This is a genomic window from Prevotella pallens (genome assembly GCF_900454935.1).
Classification (GTDB): domain Bacteria; phylum Bacteroidota; class Bacteroidia; order Bacteroidales; family Bacteroidaceae; genus Prevotella; species Prevotella pallens.
In genome coordinates this window covers 1318195-1332918 of sequence record NZ_UGTP01000001.1, presented here as the reverse complement: position 1 = coordinate 1332918, position 14724 = coordinate 1318195, and the positions used below count along the sequence as shown (strand labels likewise).

Here is a 14724-nt window from a genome sequence, read left to right as displayed (position 1 = left end):
TCTTTTTAATTATTATATTATTCATATTTTAGATAAGATAAAAACGAATATAATTCATAGCTATTCAAAAATAAAATGCGTTGTCTGTAATTCTGACAACGCATCTTTAGACATAGGAGTTTCCCCCATACTTTTATTTTCTTACTTTTTAATAGCATCTAGAATTCTATAAATTGTATAATAGATATTTTGGTTGCAAAGATAGAGTAAATATTCAATATGTCCAATACCTAAAAATGAGTAAATTTTATATTTCAAACATAAATGATGAGTTAATATAGGCTTAGGCGTAATAGAAATTTGATAGACTGAAATAAATAACCTAGTAAATATCCATTACATCTATTTCCATTTTCTAAGATTTATAGTAGGGTATAAATAATGTAGATACATAGTTAACACAAAAAAGGTTGTAAATCTCTTGAATTACAACCTTTTCCTATTAATCTTAAATTTTAATTACTTTACTTTTTCAACAATAGCCTTAAATGCTTCTGGGTTATTTGCTGCAAGGTCAGCGAGGACCTTACGATTTATCTCTATATTAGCTTTATGTAATGCACCCATCAACTGACTATAACTCATATCGTAAAGACGAGCAGCTGCATTGATTCGTTGAATCCAAAGTGCACGGAATGTGCGCTTTTTATTTCGACGATCACGGTAGGCATAGGTTAAACCTTTCTCGTAAGTATTTTTTGCAACTGTCCAAACATTTTTACGGGCACCATAATATCCCTTTGTCTTTTTGAGAATTCTTGTTCTTCTTGCTTTTGAAGCAACATGATTTACTGATCTTGGCATAGTTTTTCTTTCCTTTTAAATTGTTAGACTAATGTTTATTAACGCAGATTTAACAAGTCTCTCACCTGTTTCATGTTGCTATTATCCACAATTGCACTGTGAACAAGATTTCTCTTTTGTTTCTTTGTTTTCTTAGTCAGAATGTGACTGTGGTAAGCACGATTACGCTTTATCTTACCTGTACCTGTGAAGCTAAATCTCTTTTTTGCTCCAGAGTTTGTTTTTTGCTTTGGCATTTTTCTAAATTGTTAAAATTATTATTTATATTCATCTGTGGCAACGTATTACCAGGACGTTACGCACAGGTATTATCAGTCCTTTTTAAAAGACACGTTTAATCTTTTATTCATTCTTAAGTTTATCGAGTGCAACAGAACCATTTTTTGCATTTGCAAAAAGTCCATTGTCAATATTCTCCTTACCTTCTTTATCTGAACTTTTGGCAGCCTCATTCCTTTTGGCTGCATCTGCTGCTTCTTCACGATCTCTACGTTGCTGGCTCTTTTTAGTAACACCAGCTTTTTTAGGAGAAAGGTAGAGAAACATTTTCTTCCCTTCGAGTTTCGGCAACTGTTCTACTTTTGCTAGTTCTTCTAGATCATTGGCAAAACGTAACAATAAGACTTCACCTTGTTCTTTAAATAGGATAGAACGACCACGAAAGAAAACGTATGCTCTTACTTTATTTCCTTCATTAAGGAATTCTTGTGCATGCTTTAATTTAAACTGATAATCGTGTTCATCAGTCTGTGGTCCGAAACGTATTTCTTTTATATCTTGCTTTACCTGCTTTTGCTTCATCTCTTTCTGATGTTTCTTTTGCTGGTAAAGAAATTTAGAATAGTCGATGATACGGCAAACTGGTGGTTGTGCGTTCGGGGATATTTCGACTAGGTCTACACCCTCTTTGCGAGCAATGTCCAATGCTTGACGAGTAGACATCACTTCTGCATTACCTTCATTTACCACACGTACTTCTCGTGCATGAATTTGTTCATTCACACGATACTGAAACTTCATTTTGTCATTTTTCATCAACTATAATATAGTTTTATATTATTAAACGTCTGCAAAGATACTGCTTTTGCTATAATTGACCAAATTTTTGTTCTATTTTATTTGTGATATCTGTATGAATCTGTTGTGAGGATAGAATTATTTCTTTAGAGCTAAATTATAATTATAATACTTTGTGATTCCTGTTATATCTTCAATTATTTCGATGAAGGGAGGAAAAATGATATCTTCATGTTTGAGTATTCCCTTCGTCTCTAGTATTTGTAAACCTTTATATGGATCTATGAAGGTGTCTAATTCAAAGAATTGTCCTTTCCAAATGAATGTTTCTCGCATTTTATGTATAGGTTGTCTATACGGATCTGCTTGCTGAAGTAATGATTCATATAGGTTATTATCAATTTGTCGTTCGGTTTCAACTTGCTCATTATTAGGTAGGATCTTTTTTGTGGTATGAACATTTACAGAAAGTCCATTTAAAATTCGTCGTCTCAATCGAACCTCACTATATGGCTCAGATGTTAAATAAGTTTGTGTTATTTCACTTACTATTGCCTCGGGAATATTATCTTTCAGTCGTATAATATACTTTCTTTCTTCAACTGCCTGACGTGGAATTTCTAAAACATCAGAAATTTCCTGTAATACTCTTTCTAGCTTGGTTTCAAAATCTTCATGGTTATTTATTACACGTAGATGTGGATGTTCTGACCATGCCTGAATGACTTTCTTATCAAGTATACGTGCTAATTCAATGCCCTCTGTTCGTTTATTGTTTGTAGCAATTGTATAAAATTGTTCAGCACCATCTGCTGCACTTACAAGATGTAAAACTGCATCATAACGAGAACGCAACATCTCGTTATTCATCTTTACATCGGATATTATTTGATTCCAGAGTACTGGATTCATATAGGCAGAGATATCCATTGTTCCTCGATCGCAAACGATAAGAACTGGTTGCTTAACACTCTTTGCCATTTGTAAGAATTTATCTTCTAAAGCTATTTGCATCTCTAAGGTTGCTTTTTCGCCTTCGTAAAATAAATCTTTATTATCTGTGAGATAATCCATTCCTGCTTGTAAGAATAGAGTAGGTAACTCTGGTATAATGAACACCTTATATCCAATGCTAGAGAAGTGTTCCATTATTTTAACTAAAGCAGTGGTTTTACCAGCACAAGGACCTCCTGTTAGTACTATTTTTTTCATAGAAAAGAAAATCCCTCACATCTGTAAAGATGAAAGGGATTATGCTATAATGTGTTTAATAAATCTATATAAATTCTCTTTCGAAAATATATATTATTCAACTGTTACTGTTTCTCCTTCCACAACATCAATTTCTTCGGTAGGAGTCTCTACAGTTTCTTCTGTTTTTTCAGCCTTAGGCTCTGGTTGATTTTCTGCAACAACAATTACAGGTAATTTTATCTCTACATCTTTAAAGAAATGAATTGTAGCCTCAAAGGTTCCAACTTTCTTTATATCGCGCATAGTGATAATCTTACGATCAATTTCTATACCCTTTTTCGCTAATTCTTCAGCTACAGTTGCAGTATTTACAGAACCATAAGTTACACCTGTTGTAGAAACTTTAGCAGCTATTACTAATTCAACACCTTCAAGCTGTGCTGCACGTTTTTCTGCGTCAGCCTTCTTTGCAGCAATTTTAGCTGCTTGTTGTTTCAGGTTCTCTGCTAATTGTTTTTTTGCAGAAGATGATGCAATTACGCCTTTTCCTGTTGGAATAAGATAATTACGACCATAACCACCTTTTACATTCACAATATCATTCTTGTAGCCAAGTCCGATAATATCTTCTTTAAGTATGATTTCCATCTTTAGCCTCCTTTTTATTTCATCAAATCGGTTACGTATGGAAGCAAAGCTATCTGACGAGCACGCTTAACAGCCTGTGCTACACGACGCTGATACTTCAAAGATGTACCTGTTATACGACGTGGAAGTATTTTTCCTTGTTCATTTAAGAATTTCTTAAGGAACTCACCGTCTTTATAATCGATGTATTTTATACCACTCTTCTTAAAGCGACAATACTTCTTTTTCTTTGTGTCGATTGATGGAGCGGTCAAATAGCGGATTTCTGTCTTCTTCTGTTCTGCCATAATTATGCCTCCTTTACTGCTGCCCACTTTGCACGACGTTTTTCAGCATACGCTGCTGAATATTTATCTTGCTTTATGGTGATAAAACGAATAACTTTCTCGTCACGGCGGAAGCCTGTTTCGAGTGTCTTTACAACTGAAGGTTCAGCATTAAACTCCAACATTGCATAGAAACCAGATGATTTCTTCTGAATGTTGTAAGCTAACTTTTTGAGACCCCAAATCTCTTCATTCAAAATATCAGCTCCATTTTCTATGAGCAGATTTTTGAATTTAGCGACCGCTTCCTTCATCTGTTCATCAGACAAAACGGGAGTCAAAATGAAAACGGTTTCGTATTGATTCATACTACTTTTATTGAATATTAATTAAAAATTATGCACTCCACTTAGAAATGCGATGCAAAATTACGATTCTTTTGTGAGATAACCAAATATTTTTTATACTTTTGCAACTAATGGGTAAATATATTACATATATAGGGTTTTTTAGTATAGTTGTGGGAATTGTATTTTTCACTATTCATATTCTGTTTCATATAAAAGGGAATATACTGCTTTTTGGCGGATTAATATTGGTTATTGGAGGTACAATTGTTTATGTGAAATCTCAAAAGAATTCATAATGTCATATACATATATAATATAATATTATGATGGGAGAGAGGATCTGTAGAAAATAGATTGGGAGATTATAAAACGGTGTTTGCTGTTTCCTCACAATTTAAATAAGATATCTCAATATTCTAGAAAAAGCTAGTAAATGTTGGTACTTTTATTTTAGATATCTGGCACGCTTGTCTCAGATATCTATTATGGTTGTTTCAGATATCTCTCAGTTGCGAATTTGATATCATAACAATTGACGATCTTTGTGATTTTGTATTATAATAACTGAACAACATTTATTCAGGTGTGGTGATTATAAATTCTTTTATCCTTAAATGTTTTCTTTTAAGTTATATTATAAGTTTCTGAACAACAATATATTTTTCGATATTTTATTATAGAAAGATGGAAGTTATTACATACGTTTTCTTTCCATAGCATGTCCATCTCTTTTCTATTATAAAAAAAGAGCTCAATGAACACACGTCATTGAGCTCTTGCTTATTCTACTCTTCGTCTGGTACTATAAGTTTATATCCTTTGCCATGAATATTTATGATTTCTATTTGGTCGTCAGCTTTCAAATGTTTACGTAATTTAGTGATATAAACATCCATAGATCGTGCATTAAAGTAATTATCATCAATCCAAATAGTTTTTAAAGCATAATCGCGCTGCAATATTTCATTAGAGTGTGCGCAAAGCAAAGCCAATAACTCATTTTCTTTTGTTGTTAGTTTCGTAGCTTTTTCAGGATCATTATCAAGTGTAAGAAGTTGCTTTTGTGTATCAAAACTAAAACGCCCAATTTGATAGAGAGTTGATTCTTTTGTTTTCTTTCCTCGTACACGACGTAGAATAGCCTCAATACGGAACACTAGTTCTTCCATAGAGAAAGGCTTAGTAATATAATCGTCTGCTCCAATCTTAAATCCTGCAAGAATATCTTCCTTAAGCTGTTTAGCTGTCAAGAATATTATTGGAATTTCTGCATTTGATTGACGTATTTCTTGTGCTAATGTAAATCCGTCTTTTTTCGGCATCATTACATCAAGAACACAAATGTCGTACTTGTTTTTTAAGAAAGTTTTATATCCCACTTCTCCATCAGGACACAAATCTGCTTGATAACCCTTTGCTTGTAAATACTCACTTAACAGTGTTCCGAGATTTTCATCGTCTTCACACAATAAAATTTTGAATTTTTCTTCCATATTGTTTCTTTTTTATAAATTATTATTATTTTCTATTTATCTAATAACACTGGCAATATAATTGTAAATTTCGTTCCTTTTCCATATTCACTGTCTACTTTAATTTCGCCTTCGTGTAAATCTATCATTCTTTTAACATAAGCTAATCCTAATCCGAATCCCTTTACATCGTGTAAATTTCCTGTATGTACACGATAGAATTTTTCGAAGATTTTTTTTAAGTTTTCTTTTTTTATACCCTGTCCTGTATCTCGTATTGTTAAATAGAGATGATTGTTTGTATTCCAAGTTTTTAAATACACATTTAATGGTTGATCTACCTTGGCATATTTAACGGCATTATCTAACAGGTTAAATATAATGTTTTGGAAGTGCATTTCGTCTACATACATTTTAGAATCTATTGCGTCTATTTCTGTATATACTCTACCTCCCGTATGTTCTACGCGTAAAGTAAACGAATGAGCTATAGTTTCTACCATCTCGTTTAAGTCTACATATTTCTTTTTCAATACAGCCTTTTTGCTGTCGTACATACTCATTTGGAGAACCTTTTCAACTAAGAACCGTAGTCGTTTTGTTTCGTCTGTTATAACTCCGCCCAAATGTTCTATCATTTTAGGTGATTTTACTAATCCTTTATCGTTCATCATCTGTGCAGCTAAAGATATACTTGCAATTGGTGTCTTTAGTTCATGCGTCATATTATTTATGAAGTCATTCTTAATCTCTGAATATTTTTTCTGTCGGAATATAATGACGATTGTAAATATAAACGTTATCAGCAACACCATTGTAAAGATGATAGACGGTATCATAAAACGTACACTTGAGAATATATAACTATTCATATCTGGGAAATGTACTTTTACTACACCCATTCTATTTGGAGGGTCGTTTCGAAAAAGAACTTGTGAATAGCTATTACTTTCTCCATCGTTAATATAGTCAGGACATCTGTAAACTTCACGCCCATCTTGCGTGTAAACAGAGAAATGATAGGGGATATTAATTCCATTGTTCATCATCTCTGCTTTTAAATCTTGATCGAGCATCTTAAAATTAATCCGTTCGTTCAATGGTTTATCTGATGCAGAATACAATATATTGTAAACAACCTCTTCAAGTAGAGCCTTTTGATAAACATAGCGATTTCGTACAACTTCTTGCATTCTACGTTTAGTTGCAGAAATAGTCCCAGTATCATTACGCAAGATTGTTGCTTTTGTTCGTAAAGAGGGATTGCTTTGTGTTAATTTCATTTCGAATGAGGAATAAGAAGATTCTGTATCAGCTGTCTTTGCTTTCCTCTCTCCTTTTGTGGCATCTCCTTTTTGTTGGGAAGAACTATATTTTATATTCTTCAGTTCATTATTATTCACATCTTTTTCTAAGAACCGTAATGTTTCATTAAGTTCCATATTACGAGATGCTTGATAAAGGGCACGATTAACCGATTCATCGAATTGCTCTTTCTTCATCTCTGCCATTTCTTCAATGTAATTGAGCTGGAGCAAAAGAAGGGCAAGAAACGAAAGCCCCATTATAATTGCAATTGTCCAAATCGTTTTCTTATTCATAATTTACCGTACACTTTGATTTTTGTGTATATTCCCGTTCTATCTTACCTCATTATAATTGGTGAGACAAAGGTACTGTGTTTATTAATTGATTAACAATATAAAGTTAATTATTATTGTGTTTTTTATTTATTTTAAGTATATATCTTATTTTAATTGATAATTCTGCACTAAAACGAATAAAGTATATTGCGATATATATTTAAAGTTTGTGTAAAAATAATGAAACCATATATATTTATGGGACTATCAATATTAAATTCCATTCAAAATGTTTACCTTTGCACACATTATAATAATAGATATTAGTATGACAAAATCAAAACATAATAAGAATAACCGAAAAAAAATAAAGATAGTCAGTGGCATTATTGTTATTTGTGCTTTAGCTATTTGTTTCTTTTGTTTTTCTTCTATGTCGAATAATGGAAAAACAAGATATGTATTTATTGATCATAACGACAACATTGACTCTGTTTATTACAAATTAGAGAAAGTATCAACGAAACACAGTTTTTGGACTTTCAAACTACTTGCTAATTTGTTTTCGTACAAAAATCATATTCGTCCAGGAAAATACACAATAGATAATTCGGGCGCATTAATGACATTTCGCAATTTCAGAAATGGAAAGCAAGCTTCTATTTCACTAACTATTCGTTCTGTTCGTACACTTGGAGACTTAGCTACCGATGTAAGTGGAAAACTAATGTTTTCAAGAAAAGAATTGATGGATTCGTTAACTTCAGAAACAACTTGCAAAAAATATGGTTATACTCCAAAAAATATTATTGCAATGTTTATTCCAAACACTTATGACTTTTACTGGAATACTTCTGTTTCTGATTTCTTGGAGAAAATGTATAAAGAAAACAAGAAATTTTGGGATTTCGATCGTACAAAGAAAGCTGAGAGTGATGGATTAAATAAAGAAGAAGTTATGACACTTGCAAGTATTGTAGATGAAGAAACTTCTAACGAAGGCGAAATGCCTAAGATTGCGGGTATGTATATTAATCGACTACGAAAGAATATGCCTTTACAAGCTGACCCAACAGTAAAGTTTGCGCTTGGTAAATTTGAAGCTCATCGTATTTACCATAAATGGTTAAGCTATGATAGCCCTTATAATACGTATAAATACAAAGGACTTCCTCCTGGTCCTATTCGTATTCCAAGTGTTGCGGCTATTGAAGCTGTTTTAAACTACGTGCATCATAATTATTTATATATGTGTGCTAAAGAAGACTTCAGTGGAACACACAACTTTGCCGAAACTTACGAAGAACATTCTGTAAATGCTGCGAAGTATGCGAAAGCATTAACTGAACACGGAATAGAATAAGACCCTTATGTTGTAAAAGAATTAGTTCTTCACTTATATTTATAATACCTTATATTATCGTTTCAAAATGATGTATATAAGCGATTTAATATTATGCTGATATGTGTTAGAATCTCTGGTATTCATTTTTTTAAATATCTCAATATAGTATATTTAATAAGAGATATCGTCTTTATACTGAACATAAAAAGTGATAAGATTTATAATTGTTGAAATAAAAAAGATGTTGCATCATATCGACGCAACATCTCTTCTTATAGTTCTTTCATTATCTTTTCATAATTGTAAGTAGTTCGTAACGAGCTATTACAGCTTGTCATTCTTATCCTTCATATCAATAAATTGACGTTTGCTGTCGTAAAACTCGTATTGCATAAAAGCTAATTTTTGTGAAGGGACAATTCTAATTCCTAATCCATATTTTAATTGCCACCTCATCTTAATGGAAACTAGACCCTTATTAATGTAAGCAGCAACGTATGGGTGTACGTGTAGATAGAACTTCTTTATACCAACCTTTGTTACGAGTTGCTCAATTTTTCGTTCAAGCAAGTCGGTAAAAAGTAAACTTGAACGTATTTTGCCTGTTCCAAAGCAAGTTGGACAGTCTTCAGCAACATCAACATCCATTGCTGGACGAACTCTTTGGCGTGTTATTTGCATTAGACCGAATTTGCTTAATGGTAAAATGTTATGTCGCGCACGATCCTTTTGCATCGCTTTGCACATACGCTCATAAAGCATTTGACGGTCTTCTGCTAAGTTCATATCAATAAAGTCAATAACAATAATACCTCCCATGTCTCTTAATCGGAGTTGTCGAGCTATTTCGTCGGCTGCTCCAAGATTTGTGTCGAGAGCATTTTGTTCTTGTTCTTTTTCTTTTGTTCTATTCCCACTATTTACGTCAACAACGTGCATAGCTTCCGTATGTTCAACAATAATGTAACAGCCGTGTCCGTAATTTATAGTCTTCCCAAAACTCGATTTTATTTGTTTAGTTACATTAAAATTATCGAAGATAGGGACTTTTCCTGTATACTTCTTTACTATATTTGCTTTTTCAGGAGCAATAAGAGTAATATAGTTTTTTACAGCGTTACATATCTCTTCGTCATTTACATAAATATTCTCGTATGTAGGGTTAAAAAGGTCGCGAAGCATACCAACTGCACGCCCTTTTTCTTCAAAGATAAGTTGTGGTCGTTCTTGAATTTTCTGTACTTTTGTTATAGCATCTTGCCATCTTCCATACAAAAGTTTCATCTCTGCATCGAGTTCTGCAACTCTTTTTCCTTGCGCAACTGTACGAACAATTACCCCAAAATTTTTTGGGCGAATGCTTTGTATAAGTTGCTTTAACCGAGCACGCTCTTCTCCACTTTTTATTTTTGTAGAAACATTTACTTTATCGCTGAATGGGATTAGTACAATATAGCGTCCTGCAAAGGATATATCTCCTGTTAAACGTGGTCCTTTTGTAGAAATTGGCTCTTTTACTATTTGTACCATTACTTCCTGACCTACTTGAAGTATATTTTGAATACTGCTATCCTTTTGTAAGTCGGGTTGTTTACTTGCTTTCTGAATAGGATAAAGTTTTTTTCTATCGCTTTGTACCTGTTTGAGATATTTTGCAAAGGAGTTGAACTGACTTCCTAAATCAAGATAATGAAGAAATGCATCGCGTTCATAACCAACATCTACGAAACAGGCATTAAGACCCGGCATAAGTTTTTTTACTTTCGCAATGTAGATGTTTCCAACAGAGAAATTGGCTTCTCTTGGCTCGCATTGGTATTCAACCAATCGTTTATCCTCAAGTAATGCGATCGAAATCTCTTTCGGTTGGGCATCAATTATTATTTCGCTTGTCATTTTCCTCTATTTTATAAGCAATCTATAAGATGCTTATTTAAAGAAGCGAGACGTGTCTCCGCCTCCAGAAACACAGGAGTTTTTAATGCGTAGACATGCCCCGTTCTATTGAAAGATTACATAAAATCTTCGGGCCGTAATGGCTTACTTGCTCTTATGTCTATTCTTTCTTAATCTCTTCTTACGCTTGTGCGTAGCCATTTTGTGTCCTTTTTTCTTTTTTCCGTTTGGCATAGCTTTAAATGTTTAAATTGTTTGTATCGTTTTTTTTATTTTTTCATATCCTCAATAAATGTCTTCGCCGGTTTAAAACTGGGGAAGTTATGTGCAGGGATAGTGATTGTTGTATTCTTTGAAATATTTCGTGCTGTTTTCTCTGCGCGATGCTTTATAATGAAGCTTCCAAAACCACGGAGATAAACATTCTCTTTATTCTCCAATAAGCTACCTTTTATAGCATCCATAAAAGATTCCACAACTGCCGACACATCTTTCTTTGATATGCCAGTAGAAGACGCAATCTCATTGATGATATCTGCCTTTGTCATTTGTTCTGTTTGTCTATTAATTTATACTTATCTTGTTATCTCATCATAACGGAGTGCAAAAATACTCATTTTCAGATAAATAGAGAAATGTTTTTCGCTTTTTTTGGAAAAAACTCTTTCATAAGGTGTTTAACAATCTACTTTTTTGTACCTTTGCCCAGTAATAATATATTTACCTTTGCTTAATAATATATAAGGTGTTATGAAAATTGCTATTGGAATTGATGTGGGAATATCCACAACAAAAATAGTTGGAATAAAGAATAATGAAGTAGTGCGTCCTTTGCGTATAAAAGCTACTGACCCTGTAACCTCTCTTTACGGTGCTTTTGGAAAGTATCTATACGATAATAAGATAGATTTAAATGATGTTGGAAAAGTTATGCTAACAGGTGTAGGTTCTGCTTATATAGACAAACCTGTTTATGGTTTACCTACAGAAAAGGCTGATGAGTTTTTAGCAGATGGTTTAGGTGCTCAATTTGAATCTAATCTTGATAGAATGATTGTTGTTTCAATGGGTACAGGAACTTCGCTTGTATTGTGTGACGGGGATAATATTCGTCATATTGGAGGAATTGGTATTGGAGGTGGAACACTGAATGGACTTTCTCGTTTATTATTGAATACTGATGATATTCATCAAATATCTGATTTAGCGAAGAAAGGAAATATAGGGAATATAAATTTACAAATAAGTGATATTTCTTCGAAACCGCTTCCTGGATTACCAATGAATGCTACTGCATCGTTGTTTGCGAATGCACATGGCAATGCAAAAATTGAAGATGTAGCCTTAGGATTAATATGTTTGGTATTGCAATCTATAGGCTCTGCTTCAATTTTAAGTGCGCTGAATAGTGGGATTAAAAATTTTGTTATGATAGGAAATCTTTCGCGTTTGCCTCAATGTAAAATTCTCTTCCCTATGATGGAACGACTTTACAATGTTAATTTTCTTATTCCTAAATATTCAGAATATTGTACTGCCATTGGAGCAGCTTTACAAGCAAGTAATGAGTTGTGAGGAAATAAAAAAAAGAGCTCGTGAAAGTAATAAATACTTTGAACGAGCTGCATTGTGTATCACCGTATTAGTTTTATATCTTTATTATTTTTACAAATATTCTTTGCTTAATTTATAAAGCATAAATGAAATGTGTTAGCAAAAGTACAAAAAAGAATTTATATATATAGACTAAAATCATAACTTTTTTCTTTTTTTTTACTTATATGATTATTATAGGGACTATTTTTGTCTATTTCAGTTTACTCTTGCTTATAAGTAAACTAACAATTAAGAATAGTAATAACGAATTGTTCTTTAGAGCTGCTCAGCAGTCTCCTTGGTATTTTGTTGCATTTGGTATGATAGGTGCAAGTATCTCGGGAGTTACTTTTGTTAGTGTTCCAGGAATGGTGATAGAACAAAATATGAGCTATACTCAAACTTGCATAGGCTTTATTTTTGGTTATATATTGGTGGCTTTAGTCCTATTACCAATTTATTATCGCTTAAATTTAATAACAATATACTCATTTCTGAAAGAACGATTAGGAGAACGAAGTTACAAAATAGGTGCTTCCTTCTTTATATTGTCTAAGATGTCAGGAGCTGCTATAAAATTCTATGTTGTTTGTATGATACTACAACGGTTTGTTCTTGATAATTATAATGTTCCTTTTCCACTTACAGTTGTTGTGTTAGTATTATTAATTTGGCTCTATACACGAAAAGGTGGAATAAGGACACTCGTATTTACCGATTCTTTTCAAACATTGTGTATGTTTTTAACCTTGTTCTTCATTATATATAAGGTTATAGGAGCACTGGATATGAACTTTATGGAAGCCTTAAACGTAATTATAAGTGATAGACATTCGCAAATGTTTGTTTGGAACGATTGGATTTCTACACAAAACTTCTGGAAACAATTCTTAAGTGGTGTGTTTATTGTTGTTGTTATGACTGGATTAGATCAGGATATGATGCAGAAGAATTTAACATGTAAGTCCTTAAAAGATGCACAAAAAGATATGTGCTCTTATGGATTTGCCTTTTTACCAACGAATATATTATTTATGGGATTGGGTATATTGCTTATAACATTCTTTCAACATAAAAATATTCCTTTGCCAACTTCTCCCGATGAATTAATGTTATACCCTATTGCTAATGGAATTTTAGGCAATGGGGTAGAGATTTTATTTACAATAGGTGTAGTTGCAGCATGCTTCTCAAGTGCCGATTCAGCATTAACTTCACTTACAACCAGTGTTTGTGTTGATATTTGTGAACAACCCCAAAACGAACAATTACGTAAATATGTGCATATAGGAATTTCAATAGTATTTATTTTATTTATTCTGATATTTAAAGTTTTAAATTCTACTAGTCTAATTAATGCAGTTTATATCTTGTGTTCTTATACTTATGGTCCAATTCTTGGATTGTTTGCGTATGCTTTATTAATTCGACGCCATATTAATGATAACTTAGTACCATATATTGCTATCGCAAGTCCATTGTTTTGCTTCTTGTTAGATAATATAGCTTTATGGTTGTGGAATTATAAGTTTGGATATGAATTATTAATGCTCAATGGCTTGTTTACTTTTGTAGGTTTAGTGTTGATAAGAAACAAAAAAATAGGAAGAAGACTCTAATTAAGGAGTTTTCTTCTTATCTTTTATTTTATGCATAAAATTTATTCTGCGAGTAATTTCTCTATTTCTTTATTGATATTTTCAATTTTTTCGGTAGGCTCAAAACGAGCAACTACTTGTCCTTTCTTATTTATTAAGAATTTTGTAAAATTCCACTTAATGTCTGGATTCTCTTTGTAGTTAGGATCTGCTTCAGATAGCATTTTGTCGAGTATCGGAGTAAGTTTGTGTCCCTCGTCCCAACCTGCAAAACCTTTCTGTTGTTTCAAGAATTTGTAAAGTGGGTCTGCATCTTCACCATTTACTTTTATCTTTTTAAAACGTGGAAATTCCGTTCCGTATGTAAGTTTACAAAATTCGTGGATACTTTCATCTGTACCAGGAGCTTGTTGTCCAAATTGGTTGCATGGAAAGTCAAGAACTTCAAAACCTTGTGAATGATATTTTTTGTAAGTAGCTTCAAGTTCCTCGTATGTTGGTGTGAATCCACACTTTGTAGCTGTATTAACAATTAACAAAACCTCATTAGCAAATGCTTTTAAAGAAATGTCATTACCTTTTCTGTCTTTTACAGTAAAATCATAAACAGTTTTCATCTTTTTTCTTTTTTAGAATATCTTATAGTGTTTGCAAATTTACAAAATAAATTTTAAAAGTATGATTGTATGGTCATTAAAAAAACTTATATCTGTAAATTGTGTATAGAATTATCATAAATGTTAGAAATAAACAATTCGTGGAACAACTATATCAATCAAGAATTATATAGATGAATTTTCTAATGAAACTTTTTGTTACTTTACACCCATACACGCAAATGTTTAGATTCGTTTTAACCCAACAAAGGCAATAAAGTTCCTATTATATAGTGGATAATACTATTAGAGAGTTACAAGTATCATACACACTTTTATCATATAAATTGAATTTCAGA

At 32.4% G+C, this 14724-nt stretch carries 15 protein-coding genes; 3 read left to right on the top strand and 12 right to left on the bottom strand.

Translation table 11 applies throughout. From position 1 onward, the window contains the following. Positions 1-459: 459 nt before the first annotated feature. From rplT to DX009_RS05645, 9 genes are all read right to left on the bottom strand, one after another. Positions 460-804: a 50S ribosomal protein L20 gene (gene rplT / locus DX009_RS05685; RefSeq protein WP_006044808.1), complete on the bottom strand. Its 345-nt coding sequence runs from the start codon at positions 802-804 to the stop codon at positions 460-462. Between the two features lie 38 nt (positions 805-842). Continuing rightward, positions 843-1040, bottom strand: a complete 198-nt coding sequence (gene rpmI / locus DX009_RS05680; RefSeq protein WP_006044809.1) for a 50S ribosomal protein L35 — start codon at positions 1038-1040, stop codon at positions 843-845. A 106-nt stretch (positions 1041-1146) separates the two neighbouring features. Next, positions 1147-1839 carry a translation initiation factor IF-3 gene (infC, locus tag DX009_RS05675; RefSeq protein ID WP_112317060.1) on the bottom strand — a complete coding sequence of 231 codons (693 nt, stop codon included), beginning with the start codon at positions 1837-1839 and terminating at the stop codon, positions 1147-1149. 120 nt (positions 1840-1959) lie between these two features. After that, the gene (locus DX009_RS05670) at positions 1960-3033 is read right to left on the bottom strand and encodes an AAA family ATPase (RefSeq protein WP_115083306.1); all 1074 of its coding nucleotides are present in this window, start codon (positions 3031-3033) and stop codon (positions 1960-1962) included. 93 nt (positions 3034-3126) lie between these two features. Then, a complete protein-coding gene (gene rplI, locus DX009_RS05665; RefSeq protein ID WP_115083305.1) occupies positions 3127-3663 on the bottom strand; it encodes a 50S ribosomal protein L9 in 537 nt (178 codons plus the stop codon). 14 nt (positions 3664-3677) lie between these two features. Continuing rightward, positions 3678-3950 carry a 30S ribosomal protein S18 gene (rpsR, locus tag DX009_RS05660; RefSeq protein WP_004364847.1) on the bottom strand — a complete coding sequence of 91 codons (273 nt, stop codon included), beginning with the start codon at positions 3948-3950 and terminating at the stop codon, positions 3678-3680. A 2-nt stretch (positions 3951-3952) separates the two neighbouring features. Further along, the gene (gene rpsF / locus DX009_RS05655; RefSeq protein WP_006044813.1) at positions 3953-4297 is read right to left on the bottom strand and encodes a 30S ribosomal protein S6; all 345 of its coding nucleotides are present in this window, start codon (positions 4295-4297) and stop codon (positions 3953-3955) included. 767 nt (positions 4298-5064) lie between these two features. Continuing rightward, the gene (gene rprY, locus DX009_RS05650) at positions 5065-5772 is read right to left on the bottom strand and encodes a response regulator transcription factor RprY (RefSeq protein WP_112317058.1); all 708 of its coding nucleotides are present in this window, start codon (positions 5770-5772) and stop codon (positions 5065-5067) included. A gap of 32 nt (positions 5773-5804) precedes the next feature. Further along, positions 5805-7352, bottom strand: a complete 1548-nt coding sequence (locus DX009_RS05645) for a sensor histidine kinase (RefSeq protein WP_006044816.1) — start codon at positions 7350-7352, stop codon at positions 5805-5807. Positions 7353-7662: 310 nt separating this feature from the next. Between DX009_RS05645 and mltG the strand changes: the two genes are divergently transcribed. Further along, positions 7663-8697 (top strand): endolytic transglycosylase MltG, encoded by a 1035-nt coding sequence (gene mltG / locus DX009_RS05640; RefSeq protein WP_115083304.1) that lies wholly within the window; start codon positions 7663-7665, stop codon positions 8695-8697. A 306-nt stretch (positions 8698-9003) separates the two neighbouring features. Here the strand turns inward: mltG and DX009_RS05635 are convergent, their stop codons facing one another. Both DX009_RS05635 and DX009_RS05630 read right to left on the bottom strand, forming a co-directional pair. Next, positions 9004-10575 carry an Rne/Rng family ribonuclease gene (locus tag DX009_RS05635; RefSeq protein WP_006044818.1) on the bottom strand — a complete coding sequence of 524 codons (1572 nt, stop codon included), beginning with the start codon at positions 10573-10575 and terminating at the stop codon, positions 9004-9006. A 269-nt stretch (positions 10576-10844) separates the two neighbouring features. Then, complete coding sequence (locus DX009_RS05630) at positions 10845-11123, bottom strand: HU family DNA-binding protein (RefSeq protein WP_112317108.1); 279 nt, start codon at positions 11121-11123, stop codon at positions 10845-10847. 202 nt (positions 11124-11325) lie between these two features. Here DX009_RS05630 and coaW point away from each other — a divergent pair, with 202 nt between their 5' ends. Next, positions 11326-12150 (top strand): type II pantothenate kinase, encoded by an 825-nt coding sequence (gene coaW, locus DX009_RS05625; RefSeq protein ID WP_006044820.1) that lies wholly within the window; start codon positions 11326-11328, stop codon positions 12148-12150. A gap of 206 nt (positions 12151-12356) precedes the next feature. After that, positions 12357-13790 (top strand): sodium:solute symporter, encoded by a 1434-nt coding sequence (locus tag DX009_RS05620; protein ID WP_115083303.1) that lies wholly within the window; start codon positions 12357-12359, stop codon positions 13788-13790. Positions 13791-13831: 41 nt separating this feature from the next. On the opposite strand, the gene DX009_RS05615 is transcribed toward DX009_RS05620, so the two are convergent. Next, positions 13832-14386, bottom strand: a complete 555-nt coding sequence (locus DX009_RS05615) for a glutathione peroxidase (RefSeq protein ID WP_006044823.1) — start codon at positions 14384-14386, stop codon at positions 13832-13834. Positions 14387-14724 lie beyond the last annotated feature (338 nt).